This window comes from Serratia sp. JSRIV006, from assembly GCF_019968685.1.
In the GTDB taxonomy this organism is placed as follows: domain Bacteria; phylum Pseudomonadota; class Gammaproteobacteria; order Enterobacterales; family Enterobacteriaceae; genus Chania; species Chania fonticola_B.
On the sequence record NZ_CP074137.1, the window covers coordinates 2145601 to 2170883 of the forward strand.

The following is a 25283-nucleotide window of genomic DNA, read 5'->3' on the forward strand; positions in this document are numbered from 1 at the left end:
CCAAAATAGCAGGTTTGAATGGGCAGGCGCTTTGCCGTCGGCCAAGATAGAATCAGCGGAGCCGTTGTCCATGCAGGATCGCAATTTTGACGATATTGCCGAGAAGTTTGCGCGTAATATTTACGGCACCACCAAGGGGAAAATCCGTCAGGCGGTAGTCTGGCAGGATCTGACCACGCTGCTGGCTCAGTTACCACAGCGGCCGCTGCGCATTCTGGATGCTGGGGGGGGCGAAGGCCACATGGCCTGCCAACTGGCAGAATTAGGACATCAGGTCTTGTTGTGCGATCTTTCTGGTGAGATGATCCAACGCGCTGCGTTGCTGGCCGAGCAGAAAGGTGTGAGCCAGAACATGCAATTCATACAAAGTTCGGCGCAAGAGATTGGTCAGCATTTGGCACAACCGGTCGATCTGATATTGTTCCATGCGGTTTTGGAGTGGATCGCCGAACCGCAGGTGGCCTTGCAGGCGTTGTATGACTGCCTGGTGCCCGGCGGCGCACTGTCACTGATGTTCTTTAATGCCAACGGTTTGTTGATGCGTAATGTGGTGTTGGGCAACTTCCAACTGGTGGATCCCGAGGTCAGGCGGCGTCGCAAGCGCTCGCTGTCGCCGCAGTATCCACACAGCCCACCGCTGGTCTACGGCTGGTTGGAGCAGATGGGCATGCAGATTTCAGGCAAAACCGGCGTGAGGGTTTTCCATGATTATCTGCAAAGCAGGCAGCTACAGACCCAAAAATTTGAAGAGTTACTGGCGCTTGAACAGCTTTATTGTCGGCAAGAGCCTTACGTGAGTTTGGGGCGCTATATTCACGTCTCGGCGCATAAACCGAACCTGAAGGACGAACTATGAGTGAATTTTCCCAGACAGTACCCGAACTGGTCGCCTGGGCACGGAAAAATGATTTCTCTATTTCGCTCCCCACTGAGCGTCTTGCGTTTTTGCTGGCTATCGCCACGTTAAATGGTGAGCGGCTGGACGGCGAGATGAGCGAAGGTGAGCTGGTTGATGCATTTCGCCATGTCAGCAAAGGGTTTGAACAGACGCATGAAACGGTGGCGATACGCGCCAACAATGCGATTAACGACATGGTGCGCCAGCGCCTGTTGAACCGTTTTACCAGCGAGTTGGCGGACGGCAATGCCATCTATCGCCTGACGCCGCTGGGTATTGGTATTACCGATTACTATATCCGCCAGCGTGAGTTTTCGACCCTGCGCCTTTCCATGCAGTTGTCGATCGTGGCGGAAGAGTTGAAGCGTGCGGCAGACGCTGCCGAAGAGGGTGGCGATGATTTCCATTGGCACCGCAACGTCTTTGCTCCGCTGAAATACTCGGTAGCGGAGATCTTCGACAGTATCGATCTGACCCAGCGCCTGATGGATGAACAGCAACAGAGCGTGAAAACCGATATCGCGGCGCTGCTCAACCAGGATTGGCGTGCGGCGATCTCCAGCTGTGAGATGCTGCTGTCGGAAACCTCCGGTACCTTGCGTGAACTGCAGGATACGCTGGAGGCCGCAGGTGATAAACTCCAGGCCAACCTGCTGAGGATTCAGGATGCCACGCTGGGTGAGATGGAGCTGGGCTTTGTCGATAAGCTGGTGTTTGATTTGCAAAGCAAGCTGGATCGCATCATCAGTTGGGGCCAACAGGCGATTGACCTGTGGATCGGCTATGATCGCCACGTGCACAAGTTTATCCGTACCGCCATCGATATGGATAAAAACCGCGTGTTTGCCCAACGCCTGCGCCAATCGGTACAAAACTACTTCGATAATCCTTGGACGCTGACCCATGCCAACGCCGATCGTCTGCTCGATATGCGTGACGAAGAGCTGGCGTTGCGCAGTGAAGAGGTCACCGGGGAACTGCCGCCAGATCTGGAATATGAAGAGTTCAGCGAAATTCGCGAACAGCTGGCAGCGATGATCGAACAGGCACTGAAGATTTATCAGGAACAAAAGATGCCGCTCGATTTAGGGGCAGTGATGCGCGATTATCTGGCGCAATATCCGCGTGTGCGTCACTTTGACGTTGCCCGCATAGTGGTCGACCAGGCAGTGCGCCTTGGTGTGGCTGAAGCTGATTTTTCAGGGTTGCCCGCGCAGTGGCAGGCAATCAATGATTACGGAGCCAAGGTACAGGCCCATGTCATCGACAAATATTGAACAAGTAATGCCAGTCAAGCTGGCCAAGGCATTGTCTAACACGCTGTTTCCGGCGTTGGACAGCCAATTGCGCGCAGGTCGTCACATCGGTATCGATGAGTTGGACAACCACGCATTCCTCATGGATTTTCAAGACGAGCTGGAAGAGTTTTATACCCGTTACAGCGTCGAGCTGATCCGGGCGCCGGAAGGGTTCTTCTATTTGCGCCCGCGCTCGACCACGCTCATTCCACGCTCGGTGCTTTCCGAGTTGGACATGATGGTCGGCAAGATCCTGTGCTACCTCTACCTGAGCCCCGAGCGCCTGGCGCATGAAGGTATTTTCAGCCAGCAGGAGCTGTACGATGAGCTGCTGAGCCTGGCGGATGAGAGCAAGCTGCTGAAGTTCGTCAACCAGCGCTCCACCGGTTCGGATCTTGACCGTCAGAAGCTGCATGAAAAAGTGCGCTCCTCGCTCAATCGCCTGCGCCGTCTGGGCATGGTGTATTTCATGGGCAATGACAACAGCAAATTCCGCATTACCGAGGCGGTGTTCCGCTTCGGTGCCGATGTGCGTAGCGGTGACGATCCGCGCGAAGCCCAGTTGCGGATGATCCGCGACGGTGAGGCGATGCCGGTAGAAAACAGCCTGTCACTGAACGATGAAGTTGATGCGGAAGATGTGCAGGCAGAAGCTACCCAGGACAGTGCAGAGGATGAACAGGAATGATTGAACGCGGTAAATTTCGCTCACTGACGCTGGTTAACTGGAACGGTTTCTTTGCCCGAACCTTTGATCTCGATGAGCTGGTCACCACGCTTTCGGGCGGTAACGGGGCCGGTAAGTCCACCACCATGGCGGCCTTCGTCACGGCGCTAATCCCGGATCTGACGCTGCTGCACTTTCGTAACACCACCGAAGCTGGCGCCACCAGCGGTTCACGCGACAAAGGCCTGCACGGTAAATTGCGTGCCGGTGTCTGCTACTCAACGCTGGACGTAGTCAACTCACGCCACCAGCGTGTGGTGGTCGGGGTTCGTCTGCAACAGGTTGCGGGGCGCGATCGTAAGGTCGATATCAAACCTTTCACCATTCAGGGGCTGCCAACGGCAGTGCAACCGACCGAACTGCTGACCGAGACCGTCGGTGAGCGTCAGGCTCGGGTTCTTTCGTTGCAGGAACTGAAAGAGCGTGTTGAAGAGATGGAAGGGGTGCAGTTCAAGCAGTTCAACTCCATCACCGATTACCACGCCCTGATGTTTGATCTGGGGGTGCTGCCCAAGCGCCTGCGCACTTCTTCCGACCGCAGCAAGTTCTATCGTCTGATCGAAGCCTCGCTGTACGGCGGGATTTCCAGTGCCATCACCCGTTCTCTGCGTGATTACCTGCTGCCGGAAAACGGCGGCGTGCGTAAAGCGTTCCAGGATATGGAAGCCGCTCTGCGCGAGAACCGCATGACGCTGGAAGCGATCCGCGTCACCCAGTCGGACCGCGATCTGTTCAAGCATCTGATCTCCGAAGCGACCTCGTACGTTGCCGCAGACTACATGCGCCATGCCAATGAACGGCGTATCCATCTGGATGGGGCGCTGGTATTGCGCAACGAGTTACTGAGCAGCCGCAAACAACTGGCCGCCGAGCAGTTCCGCCATGTTGAAATGGCGCGTGAGCTGGCTGAGCAAAGCGGTGCCGAATCCGATCTGGAAACCGATTATCAGGCCGCCAGCGATCACCTCAATCTGGTGCAGACCGCAATGCGCCAGCAGGAAAAGATCGAACGCTATGAAGGCGATCTGGAAGAGCTGACCTACCGTCTGGAAGAACAGAATGAGGTTGTCGCCGAAGCGAGCGAGCAGCAGGCGGAAAACGAAGCGCGTGCCGAAGCCGCAGAGCTGGAGGTGGATGAGCTGAAAAGCCAGCTCGCCGATTACCAGCAGGCGTTGGACGTGCAGCAAACCCGTGCCATTCAATATCAGCAGGCACTTCAGGCTCTTGAGCGCGCCCGTGCGCTGTGTCAGGTGCCGGAACTCACCGCCGAAAATGCCGAAGAGTGGCTGGATACCTTCCAGGCGCGTGAGCAGGAAGCGACAGAGTCCCTGTTGCAGTTGGAACAAAAGTTAAGCGTGGCGGATGCCGCTCACAGCCAGTTCGAGCAGGCCTATCAGCTGGTGGGTAAAATTGCGGGCGAAGTCAGCCGCAGTGAAGCCTGGCAAACCGCGCGTGAGCTATTGCGTGACTGGCCTTCGCAGCAGCATCAGGCCGAGCGTGTGCAGCCGTTGCGGATGCGTTTGAGCGAGTTGGAGCAACGTCTGCGCTCGCAGCAGGATGCCGAACGTCTGTTGCAGGAGTTCTGCAAACGTCACGGGCAGAGTTATCAGCCGGATGAACTTGATGCCTTGCAGCAAGAGCTGGAAGAGCGTTTGGAATCGTTGTCCCAAAGCGTCAGCGAGGCCGGTGAGCGTCGGATGGAAATGCGCCAGGAGCTGGAGCAGATCCAGCAGCGCATCAAGGAGCTGACCGCCAGGGCACCGATTTGGCTGGCCGCGCAGGATTCACTGACCCAGCTCAGCGAGCAGAGCGGTGAAGCCTTCGAAGATGGTCAGCAGGTTACCGAATACATGCAGCAACTGCTGGAGCGCGAACGCGAAACCACGGTTGAACGTGATGAAGTGGCCAGCCGCAAGCGTGAAATCGAAGCGCAGATTGAACGTCTCAGCCAGCCGAGCGGGGCAGAAGATCAGCGTCTGGTAACGCTGGCGGAGCGCTTTGGCGGTGTGCTGTTGTCTGAAATCTATGACGATGTCACCATTGACGATGCCCCGTACTTCTCTGCGTTGTACGGCCCGTCGCGCCACGCCATTGTGGTGCCGGATCTGTCGCTGGTGCGCGAGATGCTGGAAGGGTTGGAGGATTGCCCGGAAGATCTCTACCTGATCGAAGGGGATCCGCAGTCGTTTGACGACAGCGTGTTCGCCGTCGAAGAGCAAGAAAAAGCGGTGGTGGTGAAAATCGCCGATCGCCAGTGGCGTTACTCGCGCTACCCTGAGGTGCCGCTGTTTGGCCGTGCTGCCCGGGAAAATCGCCTGGAAGTGCTGTACGCAGAACGTGACTCCTTGGCCGAACGCTACGCCACCTTGTCATTTGACGTGCAGAAAACCCAGCGTTCTCACCAGGCGTTCAGCCGCTTTATCGGTTCGCACCTCGCCGTGGCGTTTGACGCGGATCCTGAAGCGGATATCCGTGCTCTGAACAGCCGCCGTGGTGAAATTGAGCGTGCGCTCAATAACCACGAAGCGCAGAACCAACAGCAGCGTCAGCAATACGATCAGGCCAAAGAGGGCATTTCCGCACTCAACCGCCTGATGCCGCTGGTCTCACTGCTGAATGATGAAACCTTGCAGGATCGTGTCGAAGAGATCCGCGAGGAAATGGAAGAGGCGCAGGATGCTGCGCGCTATATCCAACAGCACGGCGTTTCCTTGGCCAAGCTGGAGCCTATGTTATCGGTGCTGCAAAGCGATCCGGAGCAGCATGAGCAGCTACAGCAGGACTATGCACAGGCCCAGGCCACCCAACGCCAGGCCAAACAACAAGCCTTTGCCCTGACGGAAGTGGTACAGCGCCGCGCTCACTTCAGCTATACCGATTCTGCTGGCATGCAGAATGCCGATAACGATCTCAACGATAAACTGCGTCAACGCCTGGAACATGCGGAAGCGGAACGCACCCGCGCCCGCGAGCAACTGCGCCAGTATCAGACCCAGTTTACGCAATACAGCCAGGTACTGGCCTCGCTGAAAAGCTCTTATGACGCCAAACGCGACATGCTTAAAGAGCTGAGCCAGGAACTGGTAGACATTGGCGTGCAGGCCGATGCCAATGCCGAAGCCCGCGCGCGGCAGCGCCGGGACGAATTACATGCCTCGCTGAGTAATAACCGTAACCGCCGTAACCAGTTGGAGAAACAGCTGACCTTCTGCGAAGCGGAAATGGACAGCCTGCAAAAGAGACTGCGCAAGCTGGAGCGTGATTATTACCAACTGCGTGAGCAGGTGGTGACCGCCAAGGCGGGCTGGTGTGCCGTGATGCGTCTGGTGAAAGACAACGGGGTTGAACGCCGTCTGCACCGTCGTGAACTGGCCTATATGGACGGTGACGAGCTGCGTTCGATGTCGGATAAGGCATTGGGTGCGCTGCGTCTGGCGGTGGCGGATAACGAACATCTGCGTGACGTGCTGCGCCTGTCGGAAGATCCGAAACGGCCAGAGCGCAAGATCCAGTTCTTTATCGCGGTCTATCAGCATCTGCGCGAGCGTATCCGTCAGGATATTATCCGCACCGACGATCCGGTCGAAGCTATCGAACAGATGGAGATCGAACTGGGCCGTCTGACCGAAGAGCTGACCGCCCGCGAACAGAAACTGGCGATCAGTTCGAAGAGCGTGGCGAACATTATCCGCAAGACCATTCAGCGCGAGCAGAACCGTATCCGGATGCTTAACCAGGGGCTGCAAGCGGTTTCCTTCGGTCAGGTGAAGAGCGTGCGGCTGAACGTCAACGTACGGGAAGCGCATGCCACCTTGCTGGATGTGCTCTCCGAGCAGCAGGAACAGCATCAGGATCTGTTTAACAGCAACCGTCTGACCTTCTCGGAAGCGTTGGCCAAGCTGTATCAGCGCCTGAACCCGCAGATCGATATGGGCCAGCGCACGCCACAAACCATCGGTGAAGAGCTGCTGGATTACCGTAACTATCTGGAGCTGGAAGTGGAAGTGTTCCGTGGCTCCGACGGCTGGCTGCGTGCGGAAAGTGGCGCGTTGTCTACCGGGGAAGCGATCGGTACCGGTATGTCAATTCTGGTCATGGTGGTGCAGAGCTGGGAAGAGGAATCACGCCGCCTGCGGGGTAAAGATATTTCGCCTTGCCGCCTGCTGTTCCTTGATGAAGCCGCGCGTCTGGATGCCAAATCCATCGCCACGCTGTTTGAGCTGTGCGATCGTCTGGAGATGCAGTTGATTATCGCTGCACCAGAAAACATCAGCCCGGAAAAAGGGACCACCTATAAACTGGTGCGTAAGGTGTTCCAGAACCATGAGCATGTGCACGTGGTTGGCCTGCGTGGGTTCGCCAGTGAACAACCAGCTTTAGATTCGGTGTCGGAATAAACGCCACAAAGCTAAAAAAGTGCACTATAAATCTGAAAATAGCCGCCTGAAGGTGGCTATTTTTTTGTATGACGAGGATGATAGGCGTGTTTTTTTGCCGGTGGTAAGCTGGAATGAAACGGTTATTTACGGCGCTGAGAGCAAAAGCGCCGTTCTGTTTGTATACTGAAACTAATAATAGTCCGTGCGGTATTTTTGTGAGCCTACAGGGGGCAAGGGATGTTGCTTAAAAATGGAAACTCAGTACGACGTCTGGCATTGAGTTGCGCAATAGCGTGTGGTTTTGCCGTGTCGTTTTCCGCATGGGCAACCGTTCCGGCGTTACCGGTGGCGTCATCGTCATCGGGAATGTCCGTGGCACAAAGTCGTGCCGAACTGCTGGCGGCATTGCCGAAAAGCGTTGTGCCTTATTATCTCTCCACTTTGGCACCGCTGTACGCTGCCAATCAGATGCAGCCTATGTGGCAAGATCGGGAAGCGGTACAGCAATTTCAGCAGCAACTGGCTGAGTTGGCCATTTCTGGCGTACAGCCGCAGTTTACTCAATGGGTAAAACTGCTGACCGATCCGCTCATCACCGATATGGCACGTGATATTGTGCTGTCGGATGCGATGCTGGGTTATTTGCAGTTTGTCTCCTCAATCGGGGCTAACGGCAACAACTGGTTGTACAGCAATGTTCCTTACAAGCTGAAGGTGCCAGCGAATACGGTGATCAACCAGTGGCAGCTCTCGATACATCAGGGCAAAACGCTGGCGTATATCAACTCGTTGGCCCCGCAGCATCCTCAGTACGCCAAAATGCATTTGGCGCTGCGCGAAATGCTGGCGGCTGGGCGCCCGTGGCCACAAATGACCAATGGTGCAAGCCTGCGTCCAGGTCAGCTCAGCGACGATATTCCCGCACTGCGCGATATTCTGGCGCGTACCGGAATGCTAATCGCCACTCCGGCGGTAGCATCTGCTTCGCCTGAGCCTCAGGTCACCAACGCCAGCGCGACGACCCCGGCGGCGGATGACGATCTGTCGGTGGATGAAGAGAAGGATCGTGCTACCGCAGCGGCTGTCGTAAGCCCGGGCGCGGCATCGATCAAAGATCTTGCTCCCTCTCCAGAAGCGACCGCGCAGGTACAACCTGCCAGTCCGGTTTCGGTAACGGATAATCGTTACACCGAAGATCTGGTGGAAGGGGTCAAACGCTTCCAAACCTGGCAAGGGCTGACGCCTGATGGCGTTATCGGTGCCCGGACGCGTGAATGGCTGAACGTTTCGCCACAAACTCGAGCTTCACTGCTGGCGTTGAACATCCAGCGCCTGCGCATTCTGCCTGGGCACGTTGATACTGGCATTATGGTCAACATCCCGAACTACTCGCTCACCTACTATCTGAATGGTAATGAAGTGTTATCTTCGCGGGTGATTGTTGGCCGCCCGAGCCGCAAAACGCCATTGATGAGCAGTGCGCTGAATAACGTGGTGGTCAACCCGCCGTGGAACGTGCCAACCAAGCTGATCCGTGAAGATATCGTGCCCAAGGCCATGCATGATGCGAGCTACTTCCAGAAACACGGCTATCGGGTATTCTCTGGCTGGAGCAACGATGCGCAAGTGATCGATCCGGCAATGATTGACTGGAGTGTGGTTTCACCACGCAATTTCCCTTACCGCATCCAGCAGGCGCCGGGGACCAGCAACTCGTTAGGGCGTTTCAAGTTCAACATGCCGAGCTCGGATGCCATCTATCTGCATGATACCCCGAACCACGGCCTGTTCCAGAAGGATATCCGGGCGTTAAGCTCAGGCTGTGTGCGCGTTAACAAGGCTTCCGATTTGGCCAATATGTTGTTACAGGATGCCGGTTGGAACAACGCGCGTGTTTCCTCCACGCTGAAAGGCGGCAATACGACGTATGTGAACATCCGCCAGAACATCCCGGTGCAACTGTATTACCTGACGGCCTGGGTCTCTGATGATGGCAAGCCACAGTTCCGTACAGATATTTACAATTATGATGCGACAGTGAGATCGGGTGCACAAATTTTGGCTCAGGCCGAAAAATTGATGCAATAAATGCAGTAATTCTAGATAAATAACGGTCTGAATGTCTGGCCAGTAACAGGCTCTGTTTTTTGTGAGCACGGGTAAACCACAGCGTATCGCGGGTTGACTCCGCATACGCTGGCGGTTATGGTTCGGGCAGTGCGCAGTTTTGTGCATATATTTTGACATTCTTGCCGAGTTTAAAGAGTCATGGACAAAATTGATCATCATCGCCGTAAATGGCTGGCGTTAGGTAGCGCCGCCGTGGGTATCGCACTGCTTCCAGGGCAGGCGTTTGCCAGTCTTTCTACCTCTCGCCCACGTATTCTGTTGTTGAATAATCTTAATACCGGCGAATCCATCAAGGCCGAGTTCTTCAACGGTAAAGGTTACAATAAAGAAGAGTTGGCACGCTTGAACCATATCTTCCGTGACTATCGGGCCAATAAGGTCAAGAGCATCGATCCGGCTCTGTTTGATCATCTCTATCGCCTACAGGTAATGCTGGGTACCAGCAAACCGGTACAGCTGATTTCCGGCTACCGTTCAATGGCGACCAATACCGAAATGCGTGAGCACAGCCGTGGCGTGGCCAAGCAGAGCTACCACACCAAAGGCCAGGCGATGGATTTCCATATCGAAGGGATCCAACTGAGTAATATCCGTAAGGCGGCGTTAAAAATGCGCGCCGGCGGGGTAGGCTATTATCCACGTAGTAACTTTGTGCACATCGATACCGGCCCGGTGCGGACCTGGTAATCATTGTGCATCATGATCGCTGAATGGCACCCGCCCCTTGGGCGTGGTGCCGTTGTCGTTGGAGCTTTATGAAATACCATATTATCCCCGTTACGGCGTTCAGTCAGAACTGCACGCTCATCTGGTGCGACGTCACCAAACAGGCGGCGCTGGTCGATCCTGGTGGCGATCCGGAAAAACTGAAGGCTGCCATTGCCGAAAAGGGCGTGCAGGTCAGCCAGATTTTGCTGACGCACGGCCATCTCGATCACGTAGGCGCGGCGGCAGAAATGGCCGAGCATTATCAGGTACCGATCTATGGGCCAGATAAGGAAGATGCCTTCTGGCTTGAAGGTTTGCCAGCACAGAGCCGTATGTTTGGCCTGGATGAATGCGCCGCTCTAACGCCGACCAAATGGCTGGAAGAGGGGGATAAAGTGCAGGTGGGCGAAATGTCGCTGAACGTACTGCATTGCCCTGGCCATACACCTGGTCATATCGTTTTTATCAACGAACAGGCACGTTTGGCATTAGTGGGTGACGTGTTGTTCAACGGTGGCGTTGGCCGCAGCGATTTCCCGCGCGGTGACCATCAGGCGCTAATCGCTTCAATCCGCAACAAATTACTGCCTCAGGGCGACGATATGGCGTTTATTCCAGGACATGGCCCGATGTCTACCTTTGGCCATGAACGTCAAACCAACCCGTTCCTGCGCGAAGAACCGGCTATCTGGTAAAGACACCTCTCGCAAAAGAACAAAGGGGCGCAAATGCGCCCCTTTTTCAATGCAAAATCAACTTACAGCACGGCAACGATGGCTTCGCACAGCGGCGCCATATTGTCCGGCGTCATCCCTGCCACGTTAACGCGGCCGGAGTTAACGGCATACACGCCAAATTCATCACGCAGACGCAGAACCTGCTCTTTGGTCAGGCCGCTGAAGGAGAACATGCCGTTCTGGTTGATGATAAAGCTGAAATCCTGCTGCGCCCCTTTCTCCTGCAGGGTATTAACGAACAACTGGCGCATACGGTGAATGCGCTGACGCATGTCGGTCAGCTCTTGTTCCCAAATGGCGCGCAGCGCTGGGTTACCCAAGATGGTGGCAACTACGGCCGCACCGTGTGACGGCGGGTTCGAGTAGTTGGCACGGATCGCGGCTTTCACCTGGCTGAAGGCACGCTCGGCGGTTTCTGCATCGGCAGCTACCACGGTGCAGGCACCGACACGCTCGTTATACAGGCCAAAGTTCTTCGAGTAGGAGCTGGCAACGATCAGTTCCTGATGTTTGGCAGCAAAGATACGCAGACCCTGCGCATCTTCTTCCAGGCCCTTGGCGAAGCCTTGGTAAGCGAAGTCGAACAGCGGCAACCAGCCCTTGGCTACGGACAGTTCAGCCAACTGAGCCCATTGTGCTTCGGTTGGATCGATACCGGTAGGGTTATGGCAGCAGCCGTGGAATAGCACCACGTCGCCAGCCTGAGCCTGGTTCAGGCTAGTGAGCAGGCCGTCGAAGTCCAACGCATGGTTGGCGGCGTCGTAATAATTGTATTCCAACACTTCCAGGCCAACGGCACCAAAGACGTTTTTATGGTTTGGCCAGCTTGGGTTGCTGACCCAGATACGCTTGGCGCTGGTCTGGTTGGCAATAAAGTCGGCCGCGACACGCAGGGCACCGGTACCACCAGGGGTTTGCGCGGTACGGGCACGCTTGTCGGCAATGATTGGGCTCTGCTTGCCGAACAACAGTTCTTGCGTGCAGCTGGCAAATTCAGGAATACCTTCAATACCCAGGTAGTTTTTGGTGGTCTCATTTTCCAGCAGATACTGTTCAGCTTTTTTAACGCTGGTCAGCACCGGCGTTTTGCCGGTTTCGTCTTTATAGACGCCAATCCCCAGGTTGATTTTATTCTCACGCTTGTCGGCGCGGAAAATGTCGGTCAGACCTAGAATCGGGTCGGCAGGTGCAGCGGTGATTTTTTCAAACATGTCAGATGCTTCCATGGCCTAGAGTTAAGCAGACAGAAACATCAGGGTAGCGCCAGTTATCGCCTTTGCCAACCGTTTGCGAGAAAAACACCTCGATCTTGTGACGGCGGCAGATTCAGCACAAAAAATGACGGGGAAGGGCGGATTGGCAGAATAAAAAATTGGCGGAAGCGCTAAAAACAAAAACAGGGCCGAAGCCCTGTTTTTTAACTTAGCTGACGGCGAACCGTCATCAAGTGCAACAACTTAGAACTGGTAAACCAGACCGGTAGCTACGATGTTGTCAGTAGCGATGCCGTTAGCACGAGTGAAGTCGTTTTCGTCCAGCAGGTTGATTTTGTAATCAACGTAGGTAGACATGTTTTTGTTGAAGTAGTAAGTAGTACCTACATCAATGTATTTAACCAGATCGTTGTCAGTGCCGTTAGGGCCAGCCAGGTTCTTACCTTTAGACTGCAGGTAAGCGATAGATGGACGCAGGCCGAAATCGAACTGGTACTGTGCTACCACTTCAAAGTTCTGAGTTTTGTTAGCGATGGTGTTAGACGCGCTACCGTATGGAGTCATGTTGCGGGTTTCCGCATACATGGTTGCCAGGTAGACGTTGTTGGCATCGTATTTAGCACCAACGGTCCATGCATCAGCTACGTTACCGCCAGCAGTGCTGTTATCTTTCTGGTCAATGGTACGGTTAGATGAAGAGTATGCTGCACCTAAGCTGACACCGGTATCCAAAATTGCGTAGGTGGTAGAAACACCAACACCGTCACCGTTTTGTTTCTTCAGCTCACGCTTGTCGTTTTCGTTCTTGCCTTGATACTGCAGAGCGAAGTTCCAACCATCAACCATACCGAAGAAGTTGTTGTTACGGTAAGTAGCAACACCGTTGGTACGACCTGTCATGAAGTTGTCGGTAGTGGTGTAAGTATCGCCACCGAACTCTGGCAGCATATCTGTCCAGCCTTCAACGTCATACACTACGCCGTAGTTACGGCCGTAATCGAATGAACCGAATTCAGCAAATTTCAGACCTGCGAAGCCCAGACGAGTCTTAGTACCTTCGGTACCTTGTGACTCAGCGTGGTTAGCTTGCACGTTGTATTCCCACTGGCCGTAACCGGTCAGTTGGTCAGTAATCTGGGTTTCACCTTTGAAGCCAAAGCGCACGTATGACTTGTCGCCATCTTCGCTTTTGTCTTTAGAGAAGTAGTGCAGGCCGTCAACTTTACCGTACAGATCCAGTTTGTTGCCGTCTTTGTTGTAGATTTCAGCTGCGTTGGCTGCACCAGCTGCTAACAGAGCTGGGATCACTACTGCAAGAATGTTGCGCTTCATCATCATTATTACCCTCATTGGTTTTATTCGGACACCTTGCCACTGCCGCCAATAATTCTTTTGGAACTATTGTTGATAGATTGGTGTCGTCCTGTGTCTGCACGCAGTGTTCCATTCACGGGCAGGTTTATCTAGAACGAAAATGCTACCAATGTCGTAATCAGGTTTCAGGAAGAAACGATGTGTAACAATTTGTGTATTTTGGGGAACTTTGTGATGCAGGTCAATAATCAAAAATGCGAAAGGCCAGCTAAGCTGGCCTTTATTATGTAAAGAAAATGTTTAAATTATGCTGGGTTTTATGACTTAGAAGCTGGCGTTACGTGGCGTTCTTGGGAACGGGATCACGTCACGGACGTTCTGCACCCCGGTCACATAGGCGATTAAACGCTCAAAACCTAAGCCAAAACCAGAATGTGGCACGGTGCCATAGCGGCGCAGGTCACGATACCACCAATAATCTTCTTTATTGAGGCCCATCTCTGCCAGACGCTGATCCAGCACATCCAGACGTTCTTCACGCTGAGAACCACCGATGATTTCACCAATGCCCGGTGCTAGCACATCCATCGCCGCAACGGTTTTGCCATCTTCGTTCATGCGCATGTAGAAGGCTTTGATATCTTTCGGGTAGTTTTTCACCACTACCGGAGCCTTGAAGTGTTGCTCGGCCAGATAGCGTTCGTGTTCAGACGACAGGTCGATACCCCAGGAAACCGGGTTCTCGAAGGTCTGGCCGGAAGCGAGCAGGATCTCGACCGCCTCGGTGTAGTCCACCTGGGCGAAATCGGAAGAGACAAAGCGCTTCAGACGGTCGATGGCGTCTTTATCTACCCGCTCAGCAAAGAATTGCAGATCGTCGGCACGTTCATCCAGCACCGCCTGGAAGACATATTTCAGCATGCTTTCGGCCAGCCCGGCAACGTCGTCCAGGGTAGCAAAGGCAACTTCCGGTTCGATCATCCAGAATTCAGCCAGGTGACGGCTGGTGTTCGAGTTCTCGGCACGGAAGGTGGGGCCAAAGGTATAAATTTTTGACAGCGCACAGGCGTAGGTTTCGCCGTTCAACTGGCCGGATACGGTCAGGAAGGCTTCTTTACCGAAGAAGTCCTGGCTGAAATCGACGGCACCTTTATCAGTGCGTGGCAGGTTTTCCATATCCAGCGTGGAGACGCGGAACATTTCACCGGCACCTTCGGTATCAGAGGCGGTGATCAGTGGGGTGGAAACCCAGAAATAACCGTTCTCGTGGAAGTAGCGGTGGATTGCCTGTGCCAAGGTGTGGCGAACGCGGGCAACCGCGCCAATCAGGTTGGTGCGTGGGCGCAGGTGGGCAACTTCGCGCAGGTATTCGATGCTGTGGCGTTTGGCCGCCATTGGATAGGTGTCAGGATCGTCAACCCAACCCACCACCTTGATGGCTGTGGCCTGCAGTTCGAAGCTCTGGCCTTCACCCGGCGAAGGTACCACGGTACCGGTCACTTCAATGGAACAGCCGGTGGTCAGGCGTAACACTTCGTCCTGATAATTCGGCAGAGAATCATTAACGACGGCCTGTAACGGATTAAAGCAGGAGCCGTCATAAACGGCGAGGAAGGAGATACCAGCTTTAGAATCTCTCCGGGTACGTACCCAACCGCGCACGGTGACTTCACTGTCAACCGCAGCACGACCTTGCAGTACGTCGACTACAGGCACTACGCTCATAGATTTCTCTCTTATAAGTTTTTCAGAAATAGGCTAACAACCCAAGAATTTGGGGATGTTGCTATGTTACTTGCCGCGTTGCAGAGCACAAGCAGAAATCATCAGAATGAGACAACATTTATTGCAGTGGGATAAAAAAACAGGAGGTATATAAAGGAAGAGGGGGAACGCCGGTGAGAAATGCCCACACGGTTTGTATCCCCGGCTGACTCTTGTTCTTTAATGCAGCGCCGTACAGTTCCCTCTCCCAGTGGGAGAGGGTTGGAGAGAGGGGGCACCTTAACTGGCTTTCTTCACCAGCGGCAGATCGAAGGCTTTGCGCAGCGCTTTGACAAACGCGGGGTCCTGGCAGATGGTTTTGCCTGGGCTATCGGACAGTTTGGCTACCGGCTTGCCTTTACACTCGACCAGCTTGATCACAATATTTAGCGGCTTGACGCCGGGGATATTGCAGGTCAGACGCGTGCCGATACCGAACGCCAGGTTGATGCGCCGATCAAAGTGGCGATACAGCGCCAAAGCCTTATCCAGATCCAGATTGTCTGAAAACACCAGCGTCTTGCTCATGGGATCGATCCCCAATTGCTGGTAATGGGCAATGGCTTTTTCACCCCATTCGATCGGATCGCCAGAGTCGTGGCGCAGACCTTGATAGCTCTGGGCAAACTGCTTGCCGAAATCACGCAGGAACGCATCCATGGTGATACAGTCGGTCAGTGCAATGCCGAGCTGAGCGGGATATTCATCCAGCCAGGCCTGCAAGGCGGCACGTTGGCTGTTGGCCAGTACCGGGCTAATCTGTTGATGAGCCTGGAACCACTCATGGGCTTGCGTGCCAACCGGGATCAGATCCAGCCGATGCGCCAAATCGTAGTTACTGGTGCCAGCCAGATAGGGGAATTCGGTTTTCAGCGTGCTGACAATGGCCTGTTGCACCTCGCGGGAGAAGCGGCGACGGGTGCCAAAGTCCATTAGCTTGAAGCGTGAAATATCAATATCCCCGCTCAGTTGCTTGAACTGCGCCAGGTTCTGGCGCAACTGGCTAATGGCCATCTCTGGCGTGGCCTGTGGCGAACGCTGGCGGTGCACCACTTCGCTGATCACGGCCAACAACGGCACTTCCCACATAATCACTTCGCGCCAGGGGCCAGCGATACGGATATGCAATTTGCCGTCGTGATTGCTAATGCTGACCTGCTGCGGATCGTAGCGAAACTCCCGCAGCCAGCTCAGGTAATCCTGATGGAAGAAAGGCAGGCTGGAGAGATAGCGGTGTTCGGCTTCGGTTAGCGCCAACTCGCTCATCATGGCAACCTGCGCGCGGATCTCGTCGGCATATTCGCCCAGCAGTTCGTCGCCACGGCAACGAAACTCCGCCGCAACGGTAATTGCGGGGTAGCGATGGAACACTGCTTGCTGCATATGAAGCTTGTAGGCGTCAGTATCAAGCAGTGAAGTCAAAATCGGGGAAGCGTATAGAGTCATATCGCGTTACAGCATCCTCGTCAGGCGCGTGTCCAAATCCGGATAATCAAAAAAGTGGGGGGAGTATACCCGGATTATCCTGTTATTGAAGCCTCATCACACCACAAATGGCCGGAACGGGTCGAGGATAAAACGTGCCTTTATTTTACCGGGGGCATAACCTCAGCCAGAAAAAGCCATTTAATCCAATAAACTGAATGGCTTAGTTGATTTACTCATAAAAATTATGAGGTTAATTATTTTAAACACAGATTCAGATAAAACCGGTTGGCGTATAAATACTGACCCGATTGCGCCCGCTCTTCTTACAAAAATAGAGCGCTTCGTCGGCCTGTTTGATGGCTGGATGCAGTTGTGACAGGTCGCCTACGGCAGCGATACCACAGCTGATGGTAAAGCGCACCCGTTTTCCGTTGAGCAACTCCAGGCACATTTGTTGGGTTTGTTCACGCAGCGCTTCCATCATGCTGCGGGCATTTTCCAGGGAACAGTGGCCGAGCAGCAGGGCAAACTCCTCACCGCCATAGCGGCAAAAGATATCGCTGGAACGGAAGGTGTTACTTAACGACTGGGCGAACATTACCAGCACTCGGTCGCCGACATCGTGGCCATAGGTATCGTTAAGACGCTTGAAGTTATCGATATCGATGAGACAGAACGCCAGCGGATAGCTACTCTGCGCAAGCATCTCACACTCGAGGAAAAATTTGCGGCGGTTATAAATGTTGGTTAAGGGATCGAAGAATGACGAGACTTCCAGCTCTTTGATTAGCTGCTGCTTTTCGTTTTCCAGCGCGATCTTGACCTGATTGTATTGTTTGAGCTGGGTGATGGCGTCACTGATGGCGATCAGCTCTTTGCTGTAAAACGCGTCGTTGTCATCAATATTCATATCGCCTTGTGACAGGCGCAGAATATTTTTATGCGTTTTGGTCAGCCAGCGGGTGATGTTGGAACAGAAGATCATGGAAGGCAGCAGGATGAACAGGGCAATCAGCCCACTCAGAGAAATCATGCCGTAGATGGCTGTCTGGCTATCATACATTTTGGCTTCGGAAGCGGCCATCTCCAGCTCAAAGCTACGCTCATAGAGCCTTTGGGAAAGTCTGTCCATCTCCTCGATATAGCTGGCGATCAGGTTGATGTCATAGACGGTATTATGGGTAATGGCTTGATATAACCCGTCTGAAATGTTGCTGATCCGATGACTGGAGATATTTCGGAGTATCTCATCCACCAGCTCAGCAATCTGCGGATCGTTATAGGCCAGCTTTAAGAACGCCAAACGAGTACCGAGCGGGGTGAACACCCCGGTCAACTGGATGGCCTTCAGATAAGCATTCTTGCGTTCCTGGCTGCTGAGATTGACGTCGATAATCTGATCGATCAGTTCGGTCAGCGACATATTCAGCCGGTTATTAAGGCGAACGGCCTCCAAAAATAGAAATGAGTCCGCATTGATCAGCCGAGTGTCGTAGGTATAACGGTAGAAGGCTTTGGTGGTCTGGACGATATAATAGGCGCTGTTGATATTGAACAGATTGCTGTTGGCAGTATCGACTTGCGTGACCTGACGCGAATCGTTATCCAGCAGCCTTTCCATCCAATCGAGCATGGAAAGTATGGCAATCTTTTGCCGAATGCCCAAGCGCAGAGCGAGGTCGGCGTCGACATTGGATTTAACAATCGCGATTTTTTCACGTGCCTGTTGATCGGCCTGTTGCCATTCAGCTTGGGTGACGGATTTATCCGCCAGACCTAATCGTTTTAACCGGTGTGCCAGCAGTGTAGCCTGAAAGGCCTCGGCCACCTCTTTGGTCCTGCTGATTTTGTACAGATTTTCCAAGCTTTGCTCATGGCTGGCACGGGCCTTTATCAGCCCATTGGCGATAAAAACCGCAAAGGACAGCATGATGGCAAAGGTGAAGAAATAGATCAGGTATTTTACTTTCATGCCAATCTGTTTCTCCTACTGGTTCTTGGATGATTATATCATTGCTACCGCTGGTTTTCCTCCGCAATTCGGTTGCCAACGGGGACGGAACTGCGCCTGCTTAAGCATAAAATGCTGAGTTTGACGTTAAGTGAAGCGCCAGGGTAGCTGGAGCATAGCAAACAACAGCGAATGTCTGCGTGAGTCGTGTGATTTCTTGGTGCGATTTGCTGCCATTTCTGGGTTTTTTTTATAGCTGTGATACAGTTTATTCACAATCGGGCCATTGAGGTACCGCGTCGTCCTGCACGGCGGTGCGCTTCGAGTCCGGGATCTGTAACTCACTGAGACGTCAAAGGGTTTTTATGACACAACAGCCACAGGCGAAGTATCGCCACGATTATCGCGCCCCAGATTATACCATCACCGATATCGACCTGGATTTTGAACTGGATGCAGACACCACGCGCGTTACCGCCGTCAGCCAGATCAAACGGCAGGGTGCCGCCGGTGCCCCATTAACGTTGAATGGCGAAGACCTGACTCTGGTGAGTATTCAAGTTGATGGGCAGCCGTGGAGCGCCTATCGCCAGCAGGAAAACCAACTGGTGATTGAACAACTACCGGCTCAGTTTACCCTGACGATCGTCAACGACATCCATCCGGCGAAAAATAGCGCGTTGGAAGGGCTATACCTGTCTGGTGAAGCGCTGTGCACCCAATGCGAGGCCGAAGGCTTCCGCCATATCACCTTCTATCTGGATCGCCCAGACGTGCTGGCCCGTTTTACTACCCGCATCGTCGCCGATAAAGCACGTTATCCGTTCCTGCTGTCGAACGGCAACCGGGTGGCTGAAGGTGACCTGGCAGACGGCCGTCACTGGGTGCAATGGCAGGATCCGTTCCCGAAACCTAGCTATCTGTTTGCGCTGGTGGCGGGGGATTTCGACGTGTTGCGCGATAGCTTCACCACCCGTTCTGGTCGTAAGGTGGCCTTGGAGCTGTTTGTCGATCGTGGCAACCTGGATCGTGCCGATTGGGCCATGACCTCGCTGAAAAATTCGATGAAGTGGGATGAAACCCGCTTTGGCCTGGAATACGATCTGGATATCTACATGATCGTCGCCGTGGATTTCTTCAACATGGGGGCGATGGAGAACAAAGGGTTAAATATCTTTAACTCGAAGTATGTGTTGGCCAAGGCAGAAACCGCCACCGACAAGGATTACCTGAATATTGAAGCGGTGATCGGCCACGAATATTTCCATAACTGGACCGGCAACCGCGTGACCTGCCGCGACTGGTTCCAGCTTAGTCTGAAAGAAGGGCTGACCGTGTTCCGCGATCAGGAGTTCAGCTCCGACCTGGGTTCCCGTTCAGTCAACCGCATCGATAACGTGCGGGTTATGCGTGGGGCGCAGTTTGCCGAAGACGCCAGCCCGATGGCGCACGCGATCCGGCCGGATAAAGTGATCGAGATGAACAACTTCTACACCTTGACGGTGTATGAGAAAGGATCCGAAGTGATCCGCATGCTGCACACGCTGCTGGGGGAACAACAGTTCCAGGCGGGGATGCAGCTCTATTTCGAACGCCACGACGGCAGTGCGGCCACCTGCGATGATTTTGTGCAGGCAATGGAAGACGCTTCCAACGTCGATCTGTCGCTGTTCCGCCGCTGGTACAGCCAGTCTGGCACGCCGCTGCTGACGGTGCGTGATGACTATAGCGCCGAGGATCAGCAATACCGCTTGCACGTCAGCCAGAAAACCGCGCCGACGGCCGATCAGCCAGAAAAACTGCCGTTGCATATTCCGCTGGATATTGAGCTTTACGACAGCGAGGGCAACGTTATTGCCTTGCAGAAAGACGGTTCCCCGGTCAATAACGTGTTGAACGTCACCGCCGCCGAACAGACTTTTGTGTTTGATGGCGTCGCGCATAAGCCGGTTCCTTCGCTGCTGCGTGAGTTCTCGGCACCGGTCAAGCTGGATTATCCGTACAGCGATCAGCAACTGACGTTCCTGATGCAGCATGCGCGCAATGAGTTTTCCCGCTGGGATGCCGCCCAGAGCCTGCTGGCCATTTACATCAAGCTGAACGTGGCCAAATATCAGCAGAAACAGCCGTTGTCGCTGCCGCTGCACGTGGCAGATGCCTTCCGGGCGGTGCTGCTGGATGAGAAGCTGGATCCGGCCCTGGCCGCGCAGATCCTTACGCTGCCATCGGAAAACGAAATTGCCGAGCTGTTCGCCATCATCGATCCGCAAGCCATCTCTGCGGTGCATGAAGCGATCACCCGTTGCCTGGCTAAAGAGCTGGCCGATGAGTGGCTGGCGGTGTATCACGCTAACAAAACTGAAGGGTACAGGGTTGAGCACGGCGATATTGCCAAGCGTTCGCTGCGTAACATTTGTCTGCACTATCTGGCTTTCGGCGATATAGAGCAGGCTGACAAGCTGGTGGTGCAACAGTTCCAGCAGGCTGACAACATGACCGATTCGCTGGCGGCACTGGCTGCGGCGATGGGGGCACAGTTGCCTTGCCGTGATGCCTTGATGGCCGAGTTTGATGAGCGCTGGCATCACGATGGTCTGGTGATGGACAAGTGGTTCATCCTGCAGGCCACCAGCCCGGCGGCAGACGTACTCGGTAAGGTACGTTCGCTGTTGCAACACCGTTCATTCAGCCTGAGTAATCCAAACCGCACCCGCTCGTTGATTGGTGGGTTCGCTTCGGCTAACCCGGCGGCGTTCCATGCGGCAGACGGCAGCGGCTATCAGTTCCTGGTGGAGATCCTCAGCGATCTGAACAAGCGTAACCCACAGGTTGCTGCGCGGCTGATTGAACCACTGATCCGCCTGAAGCGTTACGATGCCTCTCGTCAGGCGTTGATGCGTCAGGCTCTGGAGCAGTTGAAAGGGCTGGAGAACCTGTCTGGCGATCTGTTTGAGAAGATCACCAAGGCGTTAGACGCGTAAAAGCAAGGGGGCGGCATTTGCCGTCCCCTGATTAATTTGCCACCCGGCGGGAAGTCCCAACGGTTTGCGGTGGCGCCAACACTCTTGCCAACACTTCTGCTTCCAACTCTGCCAGCTTTACCGAACCTTTTCGGCGCGGTCGTGGCAAATCAATAGTCAGATCCAGCCCGATACGTCCTTCTTCGATTAACAGCACCCGATCGGCCAGTGCGATCGCCTCGCTAACGTCATGCGTGACCAGCAGTACGGTGAAGCCATGCTGTTGCCAAAGCGTTTCGATCAGCCCCTGCATTTCAATACGCGTTAACGCATCCAGTGCCCCCAAGGGTTCATCCAACAGCAACAAACGTGGGCGATGGATCAACGCACGGGCCAGGGCGACACGCTGTTTCTGCCCGCCAGACAGCGCGGCTGGCCATTCATTGGCACGGTCGGCCAGCCCAACGGTGGTTAACGCCTGCAATGCAGCATCACGCCAGTTGCCGCTCAGGCCAAGCCCCACGTTGTCGATCACCTTTTTCCATGGCAGCAGGCGAGCATCCTGAAACATCAGACGCGTATCGTCTTTGGCGTGGCTGAGTGGGGCATTACCGCTCACCAGGGTCCCACTGTTGGCCGTTTCCAGCCCTGCGAGCAGGCGTAATAAGGTGCTTTTACCACAGCCGCTGCGGCCAACCACGGCCACAAACTGGCCCGCGGTGATGCGGAGTTGCAAATCGTCCAACACGGTGCGGTTGCCATAACGCTTGGCGATGCCTTCCAGCGTAATGGGGGTGCCTTGCGGAATACGAGTCGGGGCCGTCATTATGCTTCTCCTGATTTCAGTTGATAGGCCGGGTGCCAGCGTAACCAGACACGTTCGAGCAGTTGTGCGCAGGCATCGGCCAGTTTGCCGAGCAGGGCATACAGAATAATGGCGACCACCACTACATCGGTCTGTAGAAATTCACGGGCGTTCATTGCCAGATAACCGATGCCAGAGTTGGCGGAGATGGTTTCGGCGACGATCAGCGTTAACCACATAAACCCGAGCGCAAAACGCACGCCGACCATGATCGAAGGCAACGCGCCGGGTAACACCACCTGCGTAAACAGGCTAAAGCCGCTCAGGCCGTAGCTGCGCGCCATTTCCAGCAGGCCACGGTCGATATTCTTGATGCCGTGATAGGTGTTCAGATAGATCGGGAATAGCGTACCCAGCGCCACCAGAAAGATTTTGGCGGACTCGTCGATGCCGAACCACAAGATCACCAGCGGGATTAGCGCCAGATGCGGCACGTTACGGATCATCTGTACCGAGCTGTCGAGCAAACGCTCTCCCCAACGGGACAGGCCGGTAATGAACCCTAGTACCAAGCCAATGCTGCCACCGATACTGAAGCCAATCAGCGCACGCCAACTGCTGATGGTCAGGTGTTGCCACAGCTCGCCACTCTTGGTTAAGGCCCAAAAGGCTGCCACCACGGCACTCGGCGCGGGCAAGATACGGTTAGACAACCAACCCGCCTCAACGGCGGTCTGCCAGCCAATCACCAGCGCTACCGGCAAAGCCCAGGGGGCTAGCCGGTGCAGAATTTGTTGTGCACCGATCGCCATCACTGTTCTCCTCAGCTTTGTGACACTTTTTGTGGGATATAGATATTGGCGACCGCTTCGCCCTGTGGCTTGATCGCACGCAACTGGGTCGGTTGTTCGCTGGTCGCCAGATCGAGATGTGGGAACAGCAGTTCACCTACGCGATAGGCCTCTTCCAGATGCGGGTAACCGGAAAGAATAAAGGTGTCGATGCCCAGATCGGCATATTCCTGAATGCGCTCAGCGACCGTCGGACCATCGCCCACCAACGCAGTGCCCGCACCGCCACGCACCAATCCGACACCGGCCCACAGGTTAGGGCTGATTTCCAGATTGTCTTTCTTGCCACCGTGTAAGGCCGCCATACGCTGTTGGCCAACGGAGTCGAAGCGGGCAAAAGCTTTCTGTGCATCCGCAATGGTTTGATCATCGAGGTTGGCGATCAAACGGTCGGCCGCCTGCCAGGCTTCTGCGGTGGTTTCGCGCACGATAACGTGCAGGCGAATACCGAAGCGGACTTTGCGCCCCAGGGCCGCTGCTTTGGCTCGTACTTCCTCTATTTTTTCTTTCACCTGGGCAGGGGGTTCTCCCCAGGTCAGATACAGCTCGACCTGCTCGGCTGCCAGATCCTGTGCCGCCTCAGAGGAGCCGCCAAAATACAGCGGTGGGCGAGGTTGCTGCACCGGCGGGAACAACAGCTTGGCACCTTTTACCTGAAGATGCTTACCGGCGAAATCGACAGTTTCACCTTCCAGCACTTTGCGCCATACGTGGGTAAACTCGGCGGAGGCTTCATAGCGTTCGGTGTGGTTAAGGTGCAAACCTTCCGCTGCCAGCTCTTCCGGATCGCCACCGGTCACCAGATTGAACAGAGCGCGGCCGTTGGAAAGCCGATCCAGCGTGGCGGCCTGCCTGGCTGCCAAGGTCGGGGAGATGATGCCGGGGCGCAGGGCCACCAGGAATTTCAGCCGCTGCGTGACCGGAATTAATGAAGCGGCAACCAGCCAAGAGTCTTCGCAAGAGCGCCCTGTTGGGATCAGCACACCGCCGAAACCAAGCCGGTCAGCGGCCTGGGCGATCTGCTGAAGATAACCGTAATCGACCGCCCGTGCCCCTTCTGAACTCCCCAGATAGTGGCCATCGCCGTGAGTCGGTAAAAACCAGAATACGTTAATGCTCATAGAGTTCTCTCCTGATTATTGTGCGGCTGGATGCCAGACGCGTTGAGAAATATCGACCTGCACCGGAACCAACCGGTTGGCGAAAAAGAGATCGGCGGTTTTTTGCTGGGCAGCAATGGTCGCGTCCCCTAAGGGTTTGATGGCCGTTGGCGGGCGATGATCCAGATAGCTGGCAATCACCGCCTCCGGTAAGCCCATCGCCTTGGCCAGCAAGGTAATGCTCTGCGCCCGATCGCTATGCGTCAGCGCATCGGCCTGGGTCAGCACCGCCAGCACCTGCTGGATGAACGGGCCGTTGGCTTCGGTATAAGGGCGAGCGGCCAGGTAGAAGGAGCCGGTCTGGTTCAGTTCGCTGCCATCGGTCAATACCCGCACTCCGCCTTGCAGCAACGCGGCAGAATAGTAGGGATCCCAGATCACCCAGGCATCGACGTTGCTCTGTTGGAAGGCCGCTCTGGCATCGGCGGGCGTCAGATAAACCGGTTGGATATCGGTAAACCTCAGGCCGTCCCTTTGCAGTGCCTGCAGTAGCAGGTTGTGTGAACTGGAGCCTTTCTGGAAGGCCACTTTATGGCCTTTCAACTCGGCGACGCTGTGGATCGGGCTATTTTCCGGCACCAGGATCACTTCCGCCTTGGGTTTCGGCGGCTCTACGCCGACGTACAGCAGGTCGGCACCGGCCGCTTGGGCAAAGATTGGAGGGATATCGCCGGTGCTGCCCAGATCGATGCTGCCGACGTTCAGCGCCTCGAGCATCTGCGGGCCCGCCGGGAATTCGATCCAACTGATGTTGGTGGCAGGAAAGCGTTGTTCCAGCAACTGGTGGGTTTTGGCCAACACCAGACTCACCGAGCCTTTTTGATAGCCAATACGAAACTGAGCAGGCGCGTTATCTTGTGCGACGGCGGTATTGGTCAGCGCCAGCGCCATGATGGCGGCCAGCGCACCGGTGTTAAGCCAACGGCGGAAAGAGAGGGGCATGATGATTTCCTTAGGCG

Annotated in this window: 17 protein-coding genes; 8 read left to right on the plus strand and 9 right to left on the minus strand. The window is 54.9% G+C overall.

Translation table 11 applies throughout. The features are described 5' to 3' along the window. Nucleotides 1-70: 70 nt before the first annotated feature. The 7 genes from cmoM (at nucleotide 71) to KGP16_RS09925 (ending at nucleotide 10835) form a co-directional block, all read left to right on the plus strand. Entirely contained in the window at nucleotides 71-856 is a 786-nt protein-coding gene (gene cmoM / locus KGP16_RS09895) for a tRNA uridine 5-oxyacetic acid(34) methyltransferase CmoM (protein WP_021804907.1), read from the plus strand. After that, nucleotides 853-2175: a chromosome partition protein MukF gene (gene mukF, locus KGP16_RS09900; RefSeq protein ID WP_021804906.1), complete on the plus strand. Its 1323-nt coding sequence runs from the start codon at nucleotides 853-855 to the stop codon at nucleotides 2173-2175. The genes cmoM and mukF overlap by 4 nt, the downstream gene beginning before the upstream one ends. Further along, nucleotides 2156-2884, plus strand: coding sequence for a chromosome partition protein MukE (mukE, locus tag KGP16_RS09905; protein WP_223501256.1), 729 nt, complete (start codon nucleotides 2156-2158; stop codon nucleotides 2882-2884). The genes mukF and mukE overlap by 20 nt, the downstream gene beginning before the upstream one ends. Next, the gene (gene mukB / locus KGP16_RS09910) at nucleotides 2881-7320 is read left to right on the plus strand and encodes a chromosome partition protein MukB (RefSeq protein WP_021804904.1); all 4440 of its coding nucleotides are present in this window, start codon (nucleotides 2881-2883) and stop codon (nucleotides 7318-7320) included. The genes mukE and mukB overlap by 4 nt, the downstream gene beginning before the upstream one ends. A gap of 219 nt (nucleotides 7321-7539) precedes the next feature. Next, nucleotides 7540-9390 (plus strand): L,D-transpeptidase, encoded by a 1851-nt coding sequence (ldtD, locus tag KGP16_RS09915; protein ID WP_115159646.1) that lies wholly within the window; start codon nucleotides 7540-7542, stop codon nucleotides 9388-9390. Between the two features lie 180 nt (nucleotides 9391-9570). After that, nucleotides 9571-10119, plus strand: a complete 549-nt coding sequence (locus tag KGP16_RS09920; protein WP_021804901.1) for a YcbK family protein — start codon at nucleotides 9571-9573, stop codon at nucleotides 10117-10119. A gap of 68 nt (nucleotides 10120-10187) precedes the next feature. Further along, nucleotides 10188-10835 carry an MBL fold metallo-hydrolase gene (locus KGP16_RS09925; protein ID WP_021804900.1) on the plus strand — a complete coding sequence of 216 codons (648 nt, stop codon included), beginning with the start codon at nucleotides 10188-10190 and terminating at the stop codon, nucleotides 10833-10835. A 62-nt stretch (nucleotides 10836-10897) separates the two neighbouring features. Here KGP16_RS09925 and KGP16_RS09930 read toward each other — a convergent pair whose 3' ends face one another. The 5 genes from KGP16_RS09930 to KGP16_RS09950 all read right to left on the minus strand — a co-directional run bounded on the left by KGP16_RS09930 (nucleotide 10898) and on the right by KGP16_RS09950 (nucleotide 18569). Next, on the minus strand, nucleotides 10898-12088 hold the full coding sequence (locus KGP16_RS09930) for an amino acid aminotransferase (protein WP_021804899.1): 1191 nt from the start codon (nucleotides 12086-12088) through the stop codon (nucleotides 10898-10900). 246 nt (nucleotides 12089-12334) lie between these two features. Next, a complete protein-coding gene (gene ompC / locus KGP16_RS09935; RefSeq protein ID WP_305801186.1) occupies nucleotides 12335-13426 on the minus strand; it encodes a porin OmpC in 1092 nt (363 codons plus the stop codon). Between the two features lie 303 nt (nucleotides 13427-13729). Then, nucleotides 13730-15130, minus strand: coding sequence for an asparagine--tRNA ligase (asnS, locus tag KGP16_RS09940; RefSeq protein ID WP_021804897.1), 1401 nt, complete (start codon nucleotides 15128-15130; stop codon nucleotides 13730-13732). A 279-nt stretch (nucleotides 15131-15409) separates the two neighbouring features. Then, the gene (pncB, locus tag KGP16_RS09945; RefSeq protein WP_037375001.1) at nucleotides 15410-16615 is read right to left on the minus strand and encodes a nicotinate phosphoribosyltransferase; all 1206 of its coding nucleotides are present in this window, start codon (nucleotides 16613-16615) and stop codon (nucleotides 15410-15412) included. A 253-nt stretch (nucleotides 16616-16868) separates the two neighbouring features. Then, a complete protein-coding gene (locus tag KGP16_RS09950; protein ID WP_021804895.1) occupies nucleotides 16869-18569 on the minus strand; it encodes a GGDEF domain-containing protein in 1701 nt (566 codons plus the stop codon). A 344-nt stretch (nucleotides 18570-18913) separates the two neighbouring features. Between KGP16_RS09950 and pepN the strand changes: the two genes are divergently transcribed. Next, nucleotides 18914-21529 carry an aminopeptidase N gene (gene pepN, locus KGP16_RS09955; protein ID WP_094982373.1) on the plus strand — a complete coding sequence of 872 codons (2616 nt, stop codon included), beginning with the start codon at nucleotides 18914-18916 and terminating at the stop codon, nucleotides 21527-21529. A gap of 31 nt (nucleotides 21530-21560) precedes the next feature. Here pepN and ssuB read toward each other — a convergent pair whose 3' ends face one another. The 4 genes from ssuB to KGP16_RS09975 are packed head-to-tail and all read right to left on the minus strand — an operon-like array spanning nucleotide 21561 to nucleotide 25266. Next, complete coding sequence (ssuB, locus tag KGP16_RS09960; RefSeq protein ID WP_094982372.1) at nucleotides 21561-22334, minus strand: aliphatic sulfonates ABC transporter ATP-binding protein; 774 nt, start codon at nucleotides 22332-22334, stop codon at nucleotides 21561-21563. Beyond that, complete coding sequence (ssuC, locus tag KGP16_RS09965; RefSeq protein ID WP_046808141.1) at nucleotides 22334-23125, minus strand: aliphatic sulfonate ABC transporter permease SsuC; 792 nt, start codon at nucleotides 23123-23125, stop codon at nucleotides 22334-22336. Before ssuC ends, ssuB begins: the two co-directional genes overlap by 1 nt. Nucleotides 23126-23136: 11 nt before the next feature. Beyond that, the gene (ssuD, locus tag KGP16_RS09970) at nucleotides 23137-24285 is read right to left on the minus strand and encodes an FMNH2-dependent alkanesulfonate monooxygenase (protein ID WP_094982371.1); all 1149 of its coding nucleotides are present in this window, start codon (nucleotides 24283-24285) and stop codon (nucleotides 23137-23139) included. Nucleotides 24286-24300: 15 nt separating this feature from the next. Then, nucleotides 24301-25266, minus strand: a complete 966-nt coding sequence (locus KGP16_RS09975) for a sulfonate ABC transporter substrate-binding protein (protein WP_179247840.1) — start codon at nucleotides 25264-25266, stop codon at nucleotides 24301-24303. Nucleotides 25267-25283 lie beyond the last annotated feature (17 nt).